This is a genomic window from Duganella sp. AC917, assembly GCF_979258245.1.
On sequence record NZ_OZ409848.1, the window covers coordinates 2,187,881 to 2,208,014 of the forward strand.

Consider the following 20,134-nt stretch of genomic DNA (forward strand, 5'->3'; position numbering starts at 1 on the left):
CAGTCGATGGATGATCAATCAAACCGGCAGCGGTGGCGGAAGTGGCTGCGGGCGCTGCACGGCGCCTGGCAGGCCGACTGGCGCGAGCGCCGGCGCGACTGGCGCGTGTGGCTGGTGGCCGGCGTCGGCCTGGCGCTGGCCGTGTGCGCGGCGCTGCTATCATCGATGGAGCTGCGTGCCACGCTTGAAGGTCGCGCAATCGCGCAACAAGCGGAGCAACAACGCTGGTCGCAGCAAGGCAAAAAGTATCCGCATTCGGCGGCCCATTACGGCGTCTATGTCTTCAAACCGCTGTCCGCGCTGGCGGCGCTCGATCCCGGCGTGGAACACTACGTCGGCGCCAGCGTGTGGCTGGAGGCGCACAAGCAGAATGAACTTGTTTACCGCCCCGCCAACGACGAACCGGGCGTCACGCGCCAGTTCCGGCTCAACCCCGCCTTTGTTCTGCAGGTGCTGGCGCCGATGGCGATGATCTTCCTCGGCTTCGGCATGTTCGCGGCGGAGCGCGAACGCGGCACACTGGCAGCGCTGCGCATCAACGCCGCGCCATTGGGCGCACTGGCGCTGGCGCGCGGTGCGGTGCTGCTTTGCCTCGCCATGGTACTGGTGCTGCCGGCCTGTATCGCAGTCGGCGTGCTGGATTGGACGCTGCAGGCGCGCAATCCATTTAGCGACGGCTTTGTGCGCGTGCTGCTGTTCGGCGCCGGGTATCTGGTCTACCTGTGCACCTGGGCTGCCTTGATCGCCGCCGTGTCGGCGCGCGCGTCCACGCTGCGCGCCAGCCTGGCGGTGTTGATCGGATTGTGGGCAGCGACCACGCTGGTGGTCCCGCGCGCGGCGGTGGAATTGTCGCGGATGGCGGCGCCGCTGCCGACGATGCAGCAGTTCCGCGCCAGCATGGACGCGGCGCTCGGCATGCCCGACGATCCCGAACAGGCGGAACGCGACAAGCAGCAACTGCTGCGTGAATATGGCGTCAAGGACGTCAAGGACCTGCCGGTCAATTGGGCGGGCATCAGCCTGCAACGCGGAGAACAGCACGGCGACCGCATTTTCGACGAACATTACGGCCGCCTGTTCGACGCGATGCGGAGGCAAAGCGACGCTGCGGCGCTGGCCGGGTGGCTGTCGCCGGCGGTCGCGATGGCCGGGCTGTCCAGCGCGGCGGCGGGCAGCGACACCAACCACCACCTGCAATTTGTCGATGGCGCCGAGCGGCAAAGACGCCGCATGCAGGAAGTGTTGAACCAGGCGATCACTGAACATCCTGAGGAAAACGGCGTGCGACACGACGGCGACCAGGCGCTGTGGGACAAGATACCGCCGTTCACATTCACTTTCGAGGCGCTCGACCTGAAAGCGCTGGCGCTGCGTCAGGGCCTGCCCCTGATCGCACTTTTCACTGCAAGCCTGCTGCTGTGCGGCGCCGGCTTGCGCCATCTACGTAGCGGAAACTTACGATGAAACAGATGTTGACATTGATCGCTTACGACTTGCGCAGCCAGTTGCGCGAGCGCGGCACCATCGCCCTGGTGCTGGTCGGTCTGGCGCTGGCCGGCTTCGGCCTGTTCGAAGGGGCGCGTTTCGAACGCGACCAGCGGCGTGCGGTGGCCGGCGCGGCAGCGCAGGAGCTCACCGCCCGCGCTGAAGCCAAGGCGCTGGCAAAGCGCTACTTCGCCAACCCGGCGGCGCCCGAATTCAGCGCGCTGCAATGGTACAAGACGCCCATCGATGTGCGCGGCTACGCCTTCCGCGCACATGTCGGCTTCGCGGGAAAACCAGAGGTCCCCGGCGCCGCGCTGGCGATCGGCCAGGCCGATCTTCTGCCGTCCTACGTCCGCGTGCGCGCGGAATCGATGGAAACGGCGCGTACCGCGCTGGAAATCGAACACCCGGGCCGCCTGGCCGTCGGCCGCTTCGACCTGATGTTCTTCGTGGTCTATCTGTGGCCATTGATGCTGCTCGCGCTATGCACCTCCGTGCTGACGCAGGACCGTGAAAGCCATCGCCTGCGCGCCTTGCGGCTGCAAGGCGTGCGCCTCGGCCGCATGCTGGCGGCGCAGGTCACGGCGCGCGCGATGTCGGCCAGCCTCGTGCTGGTGCTGGCCGTGACCATCACCGCGCTCGCCGCCGGCATCATACCGGTTGATGGCGCCGGCATTGCGGCGTTGGCGTCGTGGGCCGCCGTGGTTCTGTTGTATTCGATGTTCTGGGCGGCCGTCACCATCGTCATCTGCGCGGTATGCGGCAACCGCATGACCGCCGCATTCGCCGGCTTCGGCGCATGGCTGATGCTGGCGGTGCTGCTGCCGGGCGCGATGACGGCCGCCATCCAGATCGGGGCGCCGGTGCCGGTGCGGGAACGCTACGTCCAGGCGCTGCGCGACGCCGGTGATCAGGTCAACGCCGATAAACTCGGCAGCCTGGCGCGCTTCTACGACAGCCATCCGGAATGGAAGCCGTCGGTCACGCCGCTTTCCAAGGTCTCGTCGAGCGTGTCGCGGTTGCAGCGTGCGCAGGAACTGGAACGCGTCATGGCTGGTGTCGACCGCCAGTTCGAACAGGCAAGGATGCGCCAGCAAGCGCTGTTCGAGCAGGCGATCGTATTCAGTCCGGTGACGCTTGTCTATCAAACCTTGTCGGACATCGCCGGCAACGACGGTGAGCGCCATCGGCGATTCATGGCGGAGGTGCAGGACCACCAGCTGCGCCTGCGCGACTACTTTCAGCGCGTGATCCAGCTGGCGGCGCTGGGCGACGAACGCAAGCCCTGCCCCGCCGCCTGTCTTGGTGGTTACGGCTTCCGCGACTTCGACCAAGTGCCGCGCTTTAACGCCTCCGCCGAGCTGGCGCGGGCGCCGGACGGTCCGGCGCAGCTGGCGGCGCTGCCGGTGTGGATCGCCGCGCTGCTGGCGCTTGCGGCGGGCCTGATGCTGCGTATTCGCGGAGGCTAGCGCCGGCTCCGTTATACTGCTGCCTTTGCTGATTACGACAAGAGAACATGAAGGCTCACCACTCATCCCGCCGGTCCATCCTTCCCCTCGCCGGCGCACTATCGCTGCTTCTGGCGCTGGGCGGCTGCGCCCAGCTGCCGACGGCCAAAACCACGCCCGATACCGTCTCGTCGATGCGCTTCATCGGCGAGCAGCGGTTGCCGTGGCGCGTGCAGTTCCATGACACGATGGTCGGCGGCCTGTCCGGCATCGACTACGACGCGTCGCGTGGCGACTGGGTGATGGTGTCGGACGACCGTTCCGAGCACAATCCGGCGCGCTACTATCGCGGCCGGCTTGTGTACGATGAAAAATCGTTTAAATCCGTCGAACTGACCAGCGTCACCACGCTGCTGCAGCCGGACGGCAAAGCCTACCCGTCCAAGGAGAACTTCAAGCGGCACGGCGGCGTGGTGCCCGACCTGGAATCGATGCGCGTCGATCCGCGCGACGGTAGCATCTGGTACACCAGCGAAGGCGATGTTCCCGCCGGCCTGCCGCCGTTCGTGCGTCACGCCAAAGCCGATGGCGCCTTTCTGTCGGAGCTGCCGTTACCGGCGATGTTCGACGTTCCCTCGGACGGCAAGTCCGGACCACGCAACAACCAGAGTTTCGAAGGCTTGAGCTTTGCGCCGGACGGCAACTCGCTGTGGGTGTCGATGGAAGGCCCGATGGTCCAGGATGGCCCGCTGCCTGACCCACTTACCGGCGCGGTCAATCGCATCACCCGCTTCGGCCGTGATGGCAAGGTGCTCGGGCAGTTCGCCTACCCGCTCGATGCGATTCCCGCGTCGCCGGGCAAGGGCAAGTTCGCCGACAACGGCATCTCGGAGATCCTCGCCCTCAGCGACACCCGCGTGCTGGTCATGGAACGCTCGGGCGTCCAGGCCAGCGATGGCACGTTCCAGGATTTCGTGCGCATCTACGAAATCACCACCGATGGCGCCAGCGATATCCAGGGCTTGGCGAGCCTCAACGGCGCCAAATACACGTTGTTGAAAAAACGCCTGGTGCTGGACGTGAACGAGCTTCAGCTGCCACGGGTGGACAACCTGGAAGGCATCTCACTGGGCCCGGTGCTGGCGAACGGCCACGCCAGCCTGGTGCTGATCTCGGACGACAATTTCGGCAAGGACCAGGTTACGCAACTGCTGCTGTTTGAGCTGATCCCATAGCGTTCACCTGCGCCGACAACGCGGGTGGCGGCGCTGCCGGCGCCGGGTCGGCGTCTGCCGCCAGCAGTGGCCCGCTCTCCTGGATCGACGGCGGCGACAGGCAGTTGTCGCATTTGCAGCAGCGCGCGAAGCCCGGCGACAGGTCGCCGAAGTAATCCAGCAGCAGCTTCCAGCGGCAATAGCCGCTCTGCGCATAACCCACCATTTGTTCCAGACCTTCGCGGTCGCGCTCATGCTTGTCCACGTAGACTTGCGCCATGCGCTCGAACTCCGCCATTTTCGGGGGTCCCTTCGGCTGCTTCGCCGGCAGGTAGGCCAGTTTGCTATTGCGCTTCAGCAGCTTGCCGTCCTTGAGCATTTTCAGGCAGATTTTCAGCTGGCTCGCGGGGAGCTGCTCCAGACGCGGTTTCAGATCGGCCTCGGTAAAGGTGGGCTGTTCGCAGGCCACGGCCGCGTCATATACCGCCCTCAGTTCGTCAGCGGACGGATAGTGTTTGATCAGGAAGAACTGCTGCAGGCGCTTGTCCGCATGGTAGTACAACAGCGTGCACTCGGCGTCGAGGCCATCGCGCCCGGCGCGGCCGGACTCCTGGTAGTAGGCCTCCAGGTTGGCGGGCACCTGCAGATGAATGACGAAGCGCGTGTCGGATTTGTCGATGCCCATGCCGAAGGCGTTGGTCGCCACCATCACGCGGCGCTCACCGCTCATGAACAGATTCTGGTTCTCGCTGCGCTCATGCGCCTTCAATTTGCCGTGGTAAAGCGTTACGCTCTCGCCGGCGGTGCGCAGCATCTCGTACATTTCCTCGGCCGCCTTGACGGTGGCGGCGTAGATGATGCCGACGCCGGGGTTCTCGCGCACCAGTTGCAGCGCCTGGGCGTCCTTCTCGCCGGGATTGGTCACCTGGCGCACGCGGTAATGCAGATTGGGGCGGTAGATGCCCGTGTTGATGACCGCCATGCGCGGCCTGCCCAATTGCGCCCGGATGTCGGCGATCACGCCGTCGGTGGCGGTGGCGGTCAGCGCCAGCACCGGCGGACGGCCCAGCGCGTCGAGCGCGGCGCCAATCTCCAGATAGGCCGGACGGAAATCGTGGCCCCATTGCGAGATGCAATGCGCCTCGTCGATGACCATCAGCGCGATCTCGCTATTTTTCAGCAGCGTCAAAAACTCCGGTGTCACCAGCCGCTCCGGCGTGCAGAAGACGATATCCTTGTCAGCGCTTTCGATGCCTTCGAGCGCGGCCAGTTCGTCGCCGCGCGACAGGCTGCTGTTGATCTGCGCGGCGCTGGCGATGCCCGCCTCCTCCAGCTTCTCCGCCTGGTCCTTCATCAGCGAAATCAGCGGCGAGACCACCACCGTCACGCCCTTCAACAGGCGCGCCGGCAACTGGTAGCACAACGACTTGCCGCTGCCGGTCGGCATGACGGCCAGCGTATCCTGGCCGGCCAGCACGCTGTCGATGACATTGCGCTGGCCATCGCGTAGCGCTTCGATACCGAAAACCTTGCGCAGAAGGTCGTTGATTTGCTTGTTTTTGGGGGCTGCCATGACACTCTTTCTATTAACCGGGACTGCGGAAAGAGTAGACAAGGACGCCATTCCGGTATGTACGCCAGCACACCGCCCGAGCGTGTTGGGCCGGGCCGCATGCTGGCGACTGTCGCCTTGGTCACCAGCCTATATCCCTGAGCAATGGATAGGTCAGGTCACGCGGCGGTTTGACCTCGTGCGGCAGGTCCTGGTTGATGGATGGCTCCATCAGCTGGTTGGGGATGGCGCTGATGTCGTAGTGCGATACGGACGACCCCGGCTGATTGGGATCGGTCGCATACATCAACACCCTGCCCGCCAGATCGGTGCCCGCACGTACCGCCAGATTGAGGCCGAGGTTGGCGAACAGGCCCGAGCCGGTGCGCGAGCGCGTGGCCAGCACAGCCTTCAGCGCCGTGCCATCCTCCAGCGAAATCCGCACCGCCGGAATGACGATGGTCGCATCGCTGCCGCCCAGGTCCGGCGGCGGCGAGCCCGCCATGTTGTCGACAATGATGGCCCCGATGGCGCTGGCGTCCTGCACGTTCTTGACCTTCTCGACGAACGTGCACACGCCACGATCGATCAGCGCGATCTTGCCCCGGACAGCGCGGGCGTTAGCGGGCGACAACGGCGTGCACGCCAGGCCCGTATTGGGCGGCGTGTCGACCACCGGGACAACTTCGCCGGTCACGCCCGGACTGCTGAGCGGCGGGCCGAATTGCGCGACCCCGACGCGCTGGATACCGGCCACCCGCGACGGCGACAGTATCGTCAGCAACGGCGAGCCAGGCCGCAATACGATGCGCGCCGCCTCGGTGACGATCGGGCCGCTCCACACCAGGCGGCCGGAGCGCCGGGCCGAAGCCGCCCGCTCGGCGTCGCTCATATCCTTCCACAGCTTGTTGGTAGCATTGTCCAGAAGGAAATAATCCCAGATGCTGGGGATGTCGGCCAGCAGCTCGCCGGTGGCGTCGTCGGTGTAGGTCTGGAAGCCCAGCCCGTGCGCGAACTCGTGCAGCAGCACGCTCACCAGATCGATCAGCGGGCCATGGTTGTTGTCCAGCCCCAGGTAGAACGGCGAGCCGGTGAAGCAGCCCGGCTCACCCAGATTGACATTGAAGCGGGCGCGGATCTCGGGCTGCTCGGGATCGGTGTCGAACCCGACCAGCTTGTTGGTCTCGGCTTCGCTGTACCAGGCGTTGGGCTGCGGCGCGCCGGGGAAGTCGGCGAACACCTGCAAGGCGCCGGCAGACCCGAGCACGGCGCCGGTGTCGCTGCAGGGCAAGGCCTCCCACGTCGCCAGCACGCGGATCGGCACGCTGCTCTCGAGCGTCGCGCCCCAGATGCTGGCCGCCGCCTGGAAGGCGTTGATGCGCTGCGCGCCCCGGGTGGTGCCGGTGTTGCCGCCGACCGGCGCAACCGGAGTCGGGTCGTTGAAGCCGACACCGGCCGGATCGCCGTTGACGATGGTGATGGTGGCGGCGGCCCCGCTGCCCGCCGAGCACAGCATGGCCAGCGCGGCGCATACGGCGATAAGTTTATTTTTCATCATGTTCTCCCAGCTTGCCGTCCGCTTCGCACATCTCGGTGACCTTGCCGTCGCTGTCCTTGTGCGCCAGCGCATAGCGCTCGTGGCGTTCCTCGAGCTTCATGGCGACGCCGCCGTGCTTGGGACGTGTCAGTGCCGGCCTTGCGGGGGTGCCGGCGGTGGCCGGGCCTTTGGGTGGCGCGGTCAGCGCGGCCGCCTGCTGCGGTGTCGGGGCCGTCAACTGTCCGGTGGCCGGGTCCTTGTAGCCCATCATGCCGGGCTGCGGCGGCGCCGCTCGTCCGTGCTCGGGCGTCGGCTGCGCGACAACACTTACGTTGGGAAATTCCATGACGCCGTTGGCGGCGGGCGGCGAGGCGGTGGCGCTGCAACTGGCGGCCACGCCAAGCAGTCCCGCCAGAAGTTTAATCAGGTTCATATCAAGCCCTTTGGTAAGAACAGTCAGAACATCGAATCGAACAAAAACCAGGATATGGTTCAACTTGCCTCTGTTAGACGAGGCGCGGTTCGACTTTGTTCCGCTTCAGGCGTGATGGTTCGCTGATCCAGCTCAAGACGGGGTCGGGCGGCGTCAGGCGACGCTGGTATCGATGCGCAGGCCGCTTTTCAACGTCAGCGTCACCGGGGTCTTTTCGGCGATTTCCGCCAGGCGGGCGGTTTGACCGGCGTCGAGCGCGCCGTGGAAGGTCAGCACGCGCTTGATCTGCAACGCGCCGTCGGCGGCGGGCGCCAGGTGCAGCGCCACGTCGACCGCTTCCATCGGCCACTGCTTGCGGTCGGCGTACATGCGCAAGGTGATCGCCGTGCACGAGCCGAGCCCGGCCAGGATGAAATCGTACGGCGCCGGCCCCGCGTTGGCGCCGCCGTTGCGCGGCGGCTCGTCGCCGGTCAGCGCGTGGCCGCCGACCTCGATCGATGTCTTATAAATATCCCTGCCGATGCGTGCGACGCCTTGTGCCATGATCATTCTCCCTGGCGACATTTTATCGCGCCGGCCATACGGCGGTGGCACAATTCGGCTATGCCGAAAGACAGAGCGGATCTGTTTTAACTCGGAGAAACAACGCTTTGTTTGTTTCTGCTAGGTACACGTTGGTAAAGATTTGTAAATGGCAATAATCGGCACCGGCCTTCTGTAAAATAGCAGGCTTCCACTATTGAATAAGACGGCGCCGCCCGGCGGCCCGCCACCTCATGCAAAAGAAGCAAAAGAAACTCCTGTCCCATTGCCTGACCGGCGGCTCGCTCGGCGTGCTGTTGGCCGCGCCGCTGATCGCCCAGGCGCAAACCGCCGCTGAAAAACCCGCTGCCAAGCCGGCTGCAACGACGGCCACGGCCACCACCGCCACACCGGCGAAAGACACGGCGGTCGTGCCGTCCGTCACCGTCGCCGGCGAGCGCCCGACCAACCGCATCGACCGCCAGGTATACGACGTCAAATCCGACGTTTCCAGCACCAACGGCACCGCCGCCGACGCGCTCAACAACGTGCCGTCGGTGGCCGTCGATCCGGACGGCACCGTGACCTTGCGCGGCAGCAGCAATGTGCAGATCCTGGTCGACGGCAAACCATCGGCCATGTTGCAAGGCGAGAATCGCGGCGCCGCGTTGCAGGCGATGGGGGCAGACGATATCGAGTCCGTCGAGGTCATCAACAACCCCGGCGCGCAATTCGGCAACGAGGGCGGCGGCGGCCCCATCCTTAATCTGGTGATGCGCCGCAACCGCAAGCCGGGCGGGTTCGGCACCGTCAACGCCAACGCCGGCAAGGACGGGCGCTACAACAGCTCTGTCAACGGCAGCTACAACGAAGGCGCCTGGGGCTTCCAGGGCGGCCTCAACGTGCGCCACGACGGCCGCGATTCCACCGCCGAGGTCAGCCGCGACCGCCTCGACCCGGCCACCGGGCAGTTCGTCCACAGCAGCCAGTCGTCGGTCGGCAAAGGCCTCAACGACATGGTGGGCGCCAACGGCACCGTCAGCTACAACCTGAACCAGACCGACACGCTGACCGGCAGCGCCTCCTACAACGGCCGCACCAACGACCAGCGCGGCACCGATCGCTACAGCAACGGCGCCACATCGTTCAGTCCGGCCAGTGAGTACGTGCGCACCACCGCGCGAGAAGGCGACAGCAAGAACTACAGCTGGGGCGGCCGCTACGACCACAAGGGCGAGCTGCCGGGCGAAACGCTCAAGATCGACCTGCGCGTGTCGTCGTCGGACAACGACAACGACAGCAACTACGCCAACGACTACGCCACCCCGGGCTTGATCGACACGCGCGCCTTCCAGCACAGCGACACCACCATCAAGGTGGTCGACTTCACCGGCGACTACGAGCGTCCGCTGTGGGGCGGCTCGGCCAAGGCCGGCTACAAGGCGGCCAGCACCAAAAGCACGTTCGACACCCTGTACACCGATTTCGATCCACTGACATCGGTCGCCATCGTCAACCCGGCGCGCACCAACCGCTTCGAGGTCGACGAGAAGGTATTGGCGTTGTACGCGTCCTACCAAATGCGCCTGAGCGAGAACTGGGGCGCGCTGGCCGGCCTGCGTACCGAGTACACCGATATGGACATCCGCCAGATCACCAGCGGCAGCGAGGACAAGAACAGCTACGTCAATTTCATTCCGAGCCTGTTCGCCACCTACAAGGTCAACGACACGGCCAATATGCGCTTCGCCTACGCGCGCCGGATCCGCCGTCCAGGCGCCAACGACCTCAATCCTTACCAGATCTACCGCGATGAATTCAACGTCTCGGCCGGCAATCCGCAGCTGATGCCGACCAAGACCGATTCGTTCGAGGTGGGCTACGAGACCAAGGTGGCCGGTTTGGAGACCAACCTGCGTGCCTACTATCGCGAGGATTCGGACGCCATCGTCGACTACCGCTACTTCATCGCCAACAACGTGCTGCTGACGACCAAGCAAAACGGCGAAGGCAGTCATGCGAGCGGGCTGGAATTCACCGTCAGCGGCAAGCTGCTGCCCAATCTGACGATCAACACCAGCGGCAACCTGGCGCGCAGCCAGCAGCGCACGCAGGACGACACGGGCGTCTACAGCACCCGCACCGCCAACTCGCTGAGCGGCCGTTTGCGATTGAACTATCAGTACAGCGCCGCCACGACGATGCAGATGGCGCTCCAGATGATGGGCAAGACCTTGTCGGGCCAGGGCTACCGCTCGCCGAACCGCACGCTCAATTTGAGCGCGCGCCACGCGCTGACGCCGCAACTGAGCCTGGTGGCCAACGTCACCGACGTGCTGGATAAGAACAAGATGGAGACCATCATCAACAGCAGCACCTTGCGCGAGACCAGCACCAGGCGCTTCGACGGCCGCGTGTTTTATGTGGGATTGTCGTACCGCTTCGGCGGCGCCGGCAACGCCTCGTCGGAGCGCGAAGGCGGCGGTTTTGGTCCGCGCGGTCCTGGTGGTCCCGGCGGTCCGGGACCGGGCGGCGGCCCACCGGGCGCGTAAGGCTCGGCGGCGCCTGCCTTTTCCATTATGTGTCGCCTAAATCGATCGGCGACACATGCTGCTACTTCACAACCGCCAGCTTCTGGCGCGTGGCGTTCTTGAAGGTGTAGATCGTCAGCACGCCATCCTTGACGTCACCGCGCGCATCGAACGCGATATTGCCGGTCACGCCCTTGTATTGGATCTTCGCCAGCTCCGGCAGATACTTGGCCGGATCGGGCGAGCCGGCTTTGCGCATCGCCGCCACCATCGTCATCAGGGCGTCGTAGGTGTACGGCGCATAGGTCTGCACGTCGATCCCATAACGCTTTTTGTACGCCACGCGGAAATCGGCCATGCCCTTTTCCTGCGACGGCTCGACCCCACCCGCCTCCGCGCAAATCACCTGCCCGTCGCTCATGGCGTTGCCCGCCAAACGCGGCACCGAATCCGAACACATGCCGTCGCCGCCCATGAATTTGATCGGGATCGCCAGCTGCTTCATCTGGCGCAGCATCGGGCCGGCCACGGCGTCCATGCCGCCGAAGAAAATCATATCCGGCTTGGTCGCCTTGACCGCCGTCAGGATGGCGCTGAAGTCGGTCGCCTTGTCGTTGGTGAACTGGGTCGACACGATGCTCGATCCGGTCGCCGCGCCGCCGCGCTTGACGTTCTTGATGAATTCATCGGCCAGACCTTTACCGTAGGCGGTGCGGTCGTCGATGACGGCGATGCGCTTGGCCTTCACCTGCTGCATCGCGTAACGCGCGAGCGCCGCGCCCAATTGCTCGTCGTTGGCGACATTGCGGAACGTGGTGTTGTAGCGCTGGCGCGTGTATTGCGGATTGCTGGCCGACGGCGATATCTGCGGAATGCCGGCGTCGTAATAAATCCGCGACGCCGGAATCGAGGTGCCGGACGTCTCGTGCCCGATCACGCCCTGCACTTTTGCGTCCACCAGCTTCTGCGCGGCGGCCGTGGCCTGCTTCGGATCGGCGGCGTCGTCTTCCGCCTGCAGCACGACCGTGTATTTTTTGCCGCCGATGACCAGACCCTTGGCGTTGAGCTCTTCGACCGCCATGCGGGCGCCGTTTTCGTTGTCCTTGCCCAGGTGGGCGATCGGACCCGACGTGGCGGCGACATGGCCGATCTTGATCGTGTCCTGCGCCTGCGCCTGCGCCTGCGCGGCCGGCGCGCCGGCGCCCAATGCCAGCGCCATCGCAGCGGCGATTGTTGTCGGCTTTACCACACTTGCTTTTGTTGGGTACTTCATACAATCCTCATAGGTTAACTTGGCAAGGATACCACCCGGCACAAGTGTCTGCATTCCGTGCGTTGCGACTGGTATAACTGAAGTAGAATAATTTATCGAAACATTTGCCTCAGGGTATCAATATGGAAATTTCCCAACGCATCGCGCGTTCCAGGCCCTTGGCGACCACGGCGATGCACGGCCGGGTCGACGCCATGAAGGCGCGCAGCGAGGACGTGATCGATTTTTCCATCGCGATTTCGCATTTCCCGGCGCCCGGCGCGGTGCTCGAAGCGACCCGCGCGGGTCTGCGCCAGCCGTCGCTGGCCTACACCGCCGTCGCCGGCGACGCCGAAGTGCGCGCCCGGCTGGCCGCCAAAGTGGTCAGCGAAAACGGCATCGACGCCACGGCGGCCGATATCCTGGTCACCAACGGCGCCAAGCAGGCGCTTTACCAGGCGCTGTATGTGATGGCCGATCCGGGCGACCGCGTGATCATCTTCAAGCCGCACTGGCCGGCCTACGTGGCGACCAGCAAGCTGCTTGGATTGGTGCCGGTGCTGGTCGACCTGCCCGAGGTGATCACCGACGAGCTGCTCGACAGTCTGCCGCCGGCCAAGATCATGATCATCAACAATCCGCACAACCCAACCGGCGCCGTGCTGACCAAGGCGGAAATCGACCGCCTCGGCGCCTGGCTCGAACGCACCGGCACCCACGCCATCGTCGACGAGAGCTACGAGAATCTGATCTTCGACGGCGTGCATATCAGCCTGGCCTCGCGCCCGGACTGGCGCCAGATCGGCGTCGTCACGCTGTTTTCGGCCTCGCAAAGCTATGCCATGATGGGCTGGCGCGCCGGCTTCGCGGTGGCGCCGGCCAATCTGGTGTCGGCCATGGAAACGCTGCAAGGCCCCATCACCGCCGCCGTGCCGATGCTGATGCAGCTGGCGCTGGCCGCCGCGTTCGAATCCGGCGAGCAGCGCGCGATGCTGGCCGACTACCGGGCGCGCCGCGATCTGGTACTGGCCATGACCGCCGGCCTGCCCTGGCTGACGATGTACCGTCCGGACTCCGGACCCTATCTGTGGGCCGACGTCTCGCCGCTGGCCACGGACACCGTTGCCCTGGCCGAGCGGCTGCTGACCGAGCGCGCGGTGGCGGTGATGCCGGGCGAGGCGCTCGGCGTGCCTGGCTACATCCGTATCGGCTATATCTCCGACGACGAGGCGACGTTGCGGCGCGGCGTCAAGGCGATTGTCGATTTCGGCAACGCGCTGTACCGCTCGCGCTGATCCGCCGTGGCCTTCCTCCTCTTCCAACTCAACAGCTTGCGCAGCCGGCTGATTTTGCTGGTGGCGCTGGCCATCACGCCGATCGCGGTGATGACCGTCGTCAGCGGGGTGCGCGAGCGCCAGCATGCGATCCGCGTGGCTGAGGAAAACCTGCAACAGCTGACCAACCTGGCCGCCGCCAACGAGGCGCAATCGATCGAAAGCGCGCGCCAGATCCTGCGCGACCTGTCCAGCGTGCCCGATCTGATGGGCGACCAGGCCCATTGCAGCCGCCTGCTGGCCAACGTTCACAGGCAGAATCCGGACTACGCCAACCTTGGACTGATTCAGCTGAACGGCGACGTCACCTGCAGCTCCATTCCGTCGAAGAACAAGGTCAACCTGGGCGACCGCACGCATTTCCGCCGCGCCGTCCATTTACGCCGCTTCGTCGCCGGCGGCTACGTCTTCGGCCGCGTGATCCAGAAGCACACCGTCAACCTCACGTATCCGCTGCTCGACGAGGGCCAGCAGGTGCTGGCCGTGGTGTTCGCCGCGCTCGACCTGACCAAACTCGATCGCTTCGTCGCCGACATCCAGCTGCCGCCCGGCTCCCTGCTGATGACCGCCGATTCCAGCGGTTACATCATCGCCCGCAAGCCCCATCCGGAGCAGTGGTACGGCAAACAGGTGTGGCCCGAGATGCGCGCGGCGATGGCCGGCGAACCGGGCAAGCCGGTGCTGCTGACAGGTCCGGACGGCGTCGAACGGCTGCACCGCTTCGCCCGGGTCGGCAACAATGGCTTGTCCGACTACACGGTCACCATCGGCATCCCGGCCGACGCCATCACGGCGGCCGCCCGCCGCGACCAGAAGCTCGATCTGCTGGCGCTGGGCGCCACGGTGATCCTGGCGCTGCTGGCGGCGTGGTTCGTCGGCGACGTGCTGGTGCTGCGCCGGGTCAAGCGGCTGGCCACCACCGCCAACAGCATCGCCTCGGGCACCTTGGGCGCGCGCAGCGGCATCACCTACGGCAACGAGGAAATCAGCGAACTGGCGCGCGCGCTCGACGCCATGGCCGCAGCGCTGCAGGAAAAGGAGCGGCAACACCTGCTGGCCGAGACCCAGCTGCGCCAGGCCGACCAGCGCAAGGACGAATTCCTGGCGATGCTGGCGCACGAACTGCGTAATCCGCTGGCGCCCATCAGCGCCGGCGCCCAGCTGCTCCAGAGCGGCAACGCCAGCCCGCAGGCGGTCGAACGCACCGCCGGCATCATTGTCCGCCAGGTCACGCACATGACACGGCTGGTCGACGACCTGCTCGACGTCTCGCGCGTCACGCGCGGCCTGGTGACCTTGACGCGGGTGCCCCTGAACGTGGCCGATATCGTCGCCGACGCCATTGAACAAGCCGAACCGATGATGCGCGCCAAGCAGCACCGCTTCGACCTGGCGCTGCCGGAGACGCCATTGCAGGTGATGGGCGACCATAAACGGCTGGTGCAGGTGCTCGTCAATGTGCTCAACAACGCCGCCAAATACACGCCCGCCGGCGGCGCCATCCGGCTGCTGGTGCGCGCCGAGGCGGGCGAAGTCAAGATGGTCGTCAGCGACAACGGCATCGGCATTTCCGACGAATTGCGCGGCCGCGTGTTCGAATTGTTCGCGCAGGCCGACCGCAATCCGGACCGCTCGCAGGGTGGCCTGGGATTGGGGCTGGCGCTGGTCAAGACGCTGATCGAACTGCACGGCGGCACGGTGGCGGTGGAAAGCGGCGGCGATCAGAAAGGCAGCACCTTCACCATCAAGCTGCCGGCGACCGTCGGCGCGTCGGCGCCGGCGCCGGCCAAACCGGCGGCCTTGACGCACACCAGGCTGCGCGTGCTGGTGGTCGACGATAACATCGACGCAGCGCAAACCTTGCAGCTGCTGCTGGAAACCGTTGGACACGAGGTTTTCGTCGCCCACACCGCGCATGCGGGGCTGGAGCTGGCGCAGGCGAATGCGCCGCAATTGTGCCTGCTCGACATCGGCCTGCCCGACCTCAGTGGCAACGACCTGGCGCGCGGCCTGCGCAAGTTGCCGCAGACGGCCGGCGCCACACTGGTGGCGGTGACCGGCTACGGGCGGCGCGAAGACAAGGAGCTGGCCAAAGACGCCGGTTTCGACCACTATTTCGTCAAGCCGCTCGATGTCGACGGTTTGCTGGCGGTGATTGCCACGCTCAAATAAACCTACAGGAACCTCATGCGCCGCATTCCCCGCAACGTTTGCACCATTCTGGCTATCGGTTTTTCAGTCGTTCCGGCCCTGGCCGTGGCCCAGGACGAGCAAACGACCATGGCGCGCATTGCCGCGCAGCCGGCGGTGAAACGCGCGCTCGCGTACATTGAAAAGAACGAGCCGACGACCACAGCAAACACGCTGGCGATCAACGCGATCCCGGCGCCGACGTTCGCCGAGTCGGCGCGGGCGACAGACTACGCGGCGCGCATGAAGGCGGCGGGCCTGCACGACGTGCACCTGGACGAAGCGGGCAATGTACTGGGCACCTATCGCGGCGCCGGCAAAGGGCCCACCATCGTACTGGCCGCGCACCTCGACACCGTCTACCCGGCCGGCACCGACCTGACCGTGCGCGAAAAGGATGGCCGCTTCTACTCGCCCGGCATCGCCGACAACGCCCGCTCGCTGGCGGCGATGCTGGTGATCGTCAGCGCCATGCGCGACGCAGGCGTCGCGCCGGTGGGCGACATTCTGGTGGTGGCCAACGTCGGCGAGGAAGGCCTGGGCGACCTGAAAGGCGTCAAGCACCTGTTCAGCCAGCGCAAGGACATCAAGGCCTTCGTCGGCCTCGAACCGGCGCTGGGTGCGGACGGCGATCCGGTAACCCACATCGGCACCGGCAGCCGCCGTTTCAAGGTGACCGTGCGCGGCCCTGGAGGACATAGCTACGAAGGCTTCGGCCTGCCGTCGGCGGTGCACGCGGCCGGCCGTGCGATCGCCCGCATCGACGATCTGCGCGTGCCGTCCGAACCGAAGGTCACCTTCAACGTCGGCGTGATCCAGGGCGGACAATCGGTCAACAGCATCGCCGCCGAAACGAGCATGCTGGTCGACATCCGCTCGGCCGACGCGCCGCTGCTGGCGGAGACGGAACGGCGCATCAAGGCCGCGATCCAGCAAGGCGTGGACGAGACCAACCAGCGCTGGAACAGCAAGGCGATCACCGCCGACATCGCGTTGATCGGCGACCGCCCGGCCGGCCAGATGGCCAAGGACGCCAAGATCGTCAAGCTGGCGCTGGCCGCGGCAAGCGCGCAGGGCCGGCCCGCGCTGCTCGACGGCCCGCATTCGACCGACGCCAACCTGCCGATGAGCCTTGGCATCCCGGCCATCACGATGCCGGCCGGCGGCAGCTCCGGCGGCTACCACTCGGAGAAAAACGAATGGTGGGCGCCGACCAAGGCATACGCGGCGCCCCAAAACGTCATTCTGACCATCCTCGGCCTGGCGGGCGTCAAGGACACCGCGCCGCCGGCTATCCCTTAAGTAAGACTGTACAGTGCGGGGCGTGGCAGTGATAATGGGAATCATTCCCATTCATCTTCATTCATTGTCAGCCCCATGCCCCTCGTCCTCAAGACCACGACCGTCTGCGTACTCTCCGCCCTGTCCTCCTTCGCTCTCGCCCCGTGCGCGCGGGCCCAAACCGACACCGAACTTCAAACAGTCGTCATCAGCGCCAGCGCCGACGCCTCGGCCGCCGGCCTGTCGAAGGCCTTCGCCGGCGGCCAGGTCGCCAAGGGCGGTCGGATCGGCATGCTCGGCAACATGGACAACATGGACACGCCGTTCAACAGCACCAACTACACGCAGCAGTTCATCGCGGACCAGCAGGCGCGCAGCGTGGCCGATGTGCTGCAAAGCGATCCGTCGGTGCGCGTGGCGCGCGGTTTCGGCAACTACCAGGAGCTGTACGTCATTCGCGGCTTCCCGGTGCCGTCGGACGACCTGGCCTACAACGGCTTGAACGGCGTGCTGCCGCGCCAGTACATCGCGGCCGAGCTGCTGGAGCGTGTGGAAGTCTTCCGGGGAGCGAACACCTTCCTCAACGGCGCGTCACCGAGCGGCGGCGGCATCGGCGGCGCCATCAACCTGCTGCCCAAGCGCGCGCCCAACCAGCCGCTGACAGACATCAGCGTTGGCCTGCAATCGGGCCGCCTAACCCACCTCGCGGCCGACATCGCGCGCCGCTTCGGCGACGAGAACCGGGTCGGCCTGCGTTTCAACGCCGTGCAGCGCAAGGGCGGCACCGCCATCGACGACGAATACCGCGAGCTGCGGCTGGCCGCGCTGGGCGCCGATTATCGCGGACGGGGATTCCGGCTGTCGGCGGATCTGGGCTGGCAGGACAGCAAGTTAAGCAACGCCCGACCGGCGGTCAACGTGGCCGCCGGCCTGCCGGTGCCGGCGGCGCCCGACGGCGGCGCCAACTTCGGCCAGCCATGGGACTACTCCAGCGAGCGCGATGTATTCGGCACGCTGCGCGGCGAGTGGGATGTCGCAAAGGACGTGGTGGCGTGGGCCTCGTTCGGCGGACGGCGCGGCCATGAACTCAATCGTCTGGCCAGCACCCTGAACCTGACATCGAGCTCGGGGGCCGGCAACATCCGCCGCTTCGACAACGCCCGTGAAGACCATATCCAGACCGGCGAGCTGGGGCTGCGGGCGGCGCTGCGCACCGGTCCTGTGAGCCATAAGCTGGCGGTGACGACAACCGCCTTCGATCTCGACTCGCGCAACGCCTACGCGACATCGGCCTACCAGCCAACGTCGCTATATAACCCGCCGTCGATGGACCTGCCGCTGCTGACCACCTTCGGCAACGCGCTGTCTGATCCGCAGACCACCAACAAAGTAAAACTGGTCAGCGGCGCGGTGGCCGACAGCATGGGCTTCTTCGACGACAGCGTGCTGTTGACCGTCGGCGTGCGTCACCAGAGAATCACGCAGACCGGCTACGCCTACAACACCGGCAAGCAGAACGCCGACTACAACGAAAGCGCCAACACGCCAATCGCGGCGGTGGTGTACAAGGCTACCAAGCGAGTGTCGCTGTATGCAAACTATATGGAAAACCTGCAGCAAGGCGCGGTGGCCGGCACCACCGCCGTCAACGTCGGCGAGATTTTCGCGCCTTACAAATCGCGCCAGAAAGAAGTCGGCGCCAAATACGACGGCGGCCGGGTAGGCGCCAATGTCGCGCTGTTCACCACCACCCAGCCGCAGGGCGTGTTGAACCCGGCCAGCAAGGTGTTCGGCATCGACGGCGAGCAGCGCAACCGTGGCGTGGAATTCTCGGCGTTCGGCGAACCGCTGCGCGGCCTGCGTGTGCTGGGCGGCGTGACTTTGCTCGATGCGACACAGGAACGCACGGCCGGCGGTGTCACCGACGGCAAGGACGTCATCGGCGTACCCAAGTCGCAAGTAAATATCGGCGTCGATTGGGATGTGCCGGGGATGCCGGGACTGAGCCTGTCGGCGCGCGCGCTGCACACGGCGTCGCAAGCGGTGAACGCGGCCAACACCCAGCAACTGCCGTCGTGGAATCGGCTCGATGTCGGCGGGCGCTTCCAGTTCGATCTGGATGGGCGCAGCTACTCTCTGCGCGTGCGTGTCGACAACCTGACCGACAAGAGCTACTGGGCGTCGGCCGGCGGCTCGCAGGGCACCGGTTATCTGGTGCTGGGCGCGCCGCGCAGCTTTGCGCTCACGGCAAGCACGGAGTTTTAGCCAGGACCTTGGCGGCCAGCGCCAGGCCGCTCAACCAGGCGTCCTCCACCCGGCCGCCACCGAGCCAATCGCCGCACAGGCCAACCCGCACCGCCGGCAGCCACACCGCCTGCCGCGACGACGCCGCGCCGGCCTTGGCGTAACGCCAGCGGTGCGCGGTGACGGCTTCCGGCTGCGGGCCGCCAAGCTTGGCGAAGGCGTCGAGCAGCAGCACCTTCACAAGCGTCTCGTCATCTTCGATGTGGGCCGCGCTCCATTCTGCGCTGGCCTGCAATACCCACATCTCGCTACCGGTACGGCCGGGTTTCGAACTGTCGCGCGCAATCCAGCGCAGCGGGCCGTCGTTGATGAAGGCGGCGTCGTAGCCCGGCGTGTATGGCTGCGCGAAACGCAGCATCAGCGTCCAGCTGGGGAGCATCGCGACAGCGTTCGATTGCATCGCCGTCAGCGGCAATAGCGGCTCCAGCAGCGCGGCGGCCTGCGGCGCCGGCACCGCGAGCACCAGCGCGTCATAATACTCGGGGTGCAGTCCGTGCTCCTTCGAATGCAGGCGCCATCCTTCCGCATCGTGCCGCATATCGTCGATGGTGACGCCGCTGTGCACCGTCAGGCCGGCGGCCAGCCACGCCGCCGGGGAACTCATGCGCGGCACGCCGACGAAGCGGACAACGCTGTCCGGCTCCGCCCTGTCGCCGCCGAAGACCTTGATCTTCGGTTCCCACGGCGCGGCCACGCCGCACGCCTCCCAGCGCGCAACTTCCTCGCGGAAGGCGTTGTCCCGCACCGTGAAATACTGGGCCCCGTGGTCGCATTGCCAGCCGTCGGCACGCCGTGTGCTCATGCGGCCGCCGGGGCCGCGGGCCTTCTCGAAGACGGTGACGCGAGACCCCGCATTCTGCAAATGCCGTCCGCATGACAGGCCGGCGAGCCCGGCGCCAATCACCGCCACATTGAGACGTGTATCAGGCATCGCGATGATCCTCTTCAAAATAAAGTGCAAAGTATAAAGAGAAGCCGGTGTGGGCAGAAGGGTTTACGCGCCTTCGCCGGTTCAATTTCGGTTCATAACACGCGATGAACCGCAAACTGC

The 20,134-nt window shown here is 65.8% G+C and carries 14 protein-coding genes; 8 read left to right on the forward strand and 6 right to left on the reverse strand.

Annotation, left to right across the window (positions count from 1 at the left end):
* The first annotated feature begins 6 nt into the window (after positions 1–6).
* The 3 genes from ACZ0BA_RS09480 to ACZ0BA_RS09490 are packed head-to-tail and all read left to right on the forward strand — an operon-like array spanning position 7 to position 4,168.
* Positions 7–1,464: a DUF3526 domain-containing protein gene (locus tag ACZ0BA_RS09480; protein WP_463451030.1), complete on the forward strand. Its 1,458-nt coding sequence runs from the start codon at positions 7–9 to the stop codon at positions 1,462–1,464.
* Positions 1,461–2,954 carry a DUF3526 domain-containing protein gene (locus ACZ0BA_RS09485; protein ID WP_463451031.1) on the forward strand — a complete coding sequence of 498 codons (1,494 nt, stop codon included), beginning with the start codon at positions 1,461–1,463 and terminating at the stop codon, positions 2,952–2,954. The genes ACZ0BA_RS09480 and ACZ0BA_RS09485 overlap by 4 nt, the downstream gene beginning before the upstream one ends.
* Positions 2,955–3,001: 47 nt before the next feature.
* Positions 3,002–4,168, forward strand: coding sequence for an esterase-like activity of phytase family protein (locus ACZ0BA_RS09490; RefSeq protein ID WP_463451032.1), 1,167 nt, complete (start codon positions 3,002–3,004; stop codon positions 4,166–4,168).
* On the opposite strand, the gene ACZ0BA_RS09495 is transcribed toward ACZ0BA_RS09490, so the two are convergent.
* The 4 genes from ACZ0BA_RS09495 to ACZ0BA_RS09510 form a co-directional block, all read right to left on the reverse strand.
* Complete coding sequence (locus ACZ0BA_RS09495; protein WP_463451033.1) at positions 4,134–5,720, reverse strand: RecQ family ATP-dependent DNA helicase; 1,587 nt, start codon at positions 5,718–5,720, stop codon at positions 4,134–4,136. The two genes, ACZ0BA_RS09490 and ACZ0BA_RS09495, sit on opposite strands and share 35 nt — an antisense overlap.
* A 121-nt stretch (positions 5,721–5,841) precedes the next feature.
* Positions 5,842–7,254, reverse strand: coding sequence for a PA domain-containing protein (locus tag ACZ0BA_RS09500; RefSeq protein WP_463451034.1), 1,413 nt, complete (start codon positions 7,252–7,254; stop codon positions 5,842–5,844).
* On the reverse strand, positions 7,244–7,669 hold the full coding sequence (locus ACZ0BA_RS09505) for a post-PEP-CTERM-1 domain-containing protein (protein ID WP_463451035.1): 426 nt from the start codon (positions 7,667–7,669) through the stop codon (positions 7,244–7,246). The genes ACZ0BA_RS09500 and ACZ0BA_RS09505 overlap by 11 nt, the downstream gene beginning before the upstream one ends.
* A gap of 153 nt (positions 7,670–7,822) precedes the next feature.
* On the reverse strand, positions 7,823–8,212 hold the full coding sequence (locus tag ACZ0BA_RS09510) for an OsmC family protein (RefSeq protein ID WP_463451036.1): 390 nt from the start codon (positions 8,210–8,212) through the stop codon (positions 7,823–7,825).
* 233 nt (positions 8,213–8,445) lie between these two features.
* On the opposite strand from ACZ0BA_RS09510, the gene ACZ0BA_RS09515 reads away from it, so the two are divergent.
* A complete protein-coding gene (locus tag ACZ0BA_RS09515) occupies positions 8,446–10,743 on the forward strand; it encodes a TonB-dependent receptor domain-containing protein (RefSeq protein WP_463451037.1) in 2,298 nt (765 codons plus the stop codon).
* Between the two features lie 61 nt (positions 10,744–10,804).
* Here the strand turns inward: ACZ0BA_RS09515 and ACZ0BA_RS09520 are convergent, their stop codons facing one another.
* Complete coding sequence (locus ACZ0BA_RS09520) at positions 10,805–11,995, reverse strand: branched-chain amino acid ABC transporter substrate-binding protein (RefSeq protein WP_463451038.1); 1,191 nt, start codon at positions 11,993–11,995, stop codon at positions 10,805–10,807.
* A 122-nt stretch (positions 11,996–12,117) separates the two neighbouring features.
* Between ACZ0BA_RS09520 and ACZ0BA_RS09525 the strand changes: the two genes are divergently transcribed.
* From ACZ0BA_RS09525 to ACZ0BA_RS09540, 4 genes are all read left to right on the forward strand, one after another.
* Positions 12,118–13,269 (forward strand): pyridoxal phosphate-dependent aminotransferase, encoded by a 1,152-nt coding sequence (locus ACZ0BA_RS09525; RefSeq protein ID WP_463451039.1) that lies wholly within the window; start codon positions 12,118–12,120, stop codon positions 13,267–13,269.
* A gap of 6 nt (positions 13,270–13,275) precedes the next feature.
* Positions 13,276–15,480: an ATP-binding protein gene (locus ACZ0BA_RS09530; protein ID WP_463451040.1), complete on the forward strand. Its 2,205-nt coding sequence runs from the start codon at positions 13,276–13,278 to the stop codon at positions 15,478–15,480.
* Between the two features lie 15 nt (positions 15,481–15,495).
* Positions 15,496–16,800, forward strand: a complete 1,305-nt coding sequence (locus ACZ0BA_RS09535) for a M20/M25/M40 family metallo-hydrolase (RefSeq protein WP_463451041.1) — start codon at positions 15,496–15,498, stop codon at positions 16,798–16,800.
* A gap of 75 nt (positions 16,801–16,875) precedes the next feature.
* Positions 16,876–19,044, forward strand: coding sequence for a TonB-dependent receptor (locus tag ACZ0BA_RS09540; RefSeq protein ID WP_463451042.1), 2,169 nt, complete (start codon positions 16,876–16,878; stop codon positions 19,042–19,044).
* Here the strand turns inward: ACZ0BA_RS09540 and ACZ0BA_RS09545 are convergent.
* Complete coding sequence (locus ACZ0BA_RS09545) at positions 19,022–20,014, reverse strand: NAD(P)/FAD-dependent oxidoreductase (RefSeq protein ID WP_463451043.1); 993 nt, start codon at positions 20,012–20,014, stop codon at positions 19,022–19,024. The genes ACZ0BA_RS09540 and ACZ0BA_RS09545 overlap by 23 nt on opposite strands.
* Between the last annotated feature and the right edge of the window lie 120 nt (positions 20,015–20,134).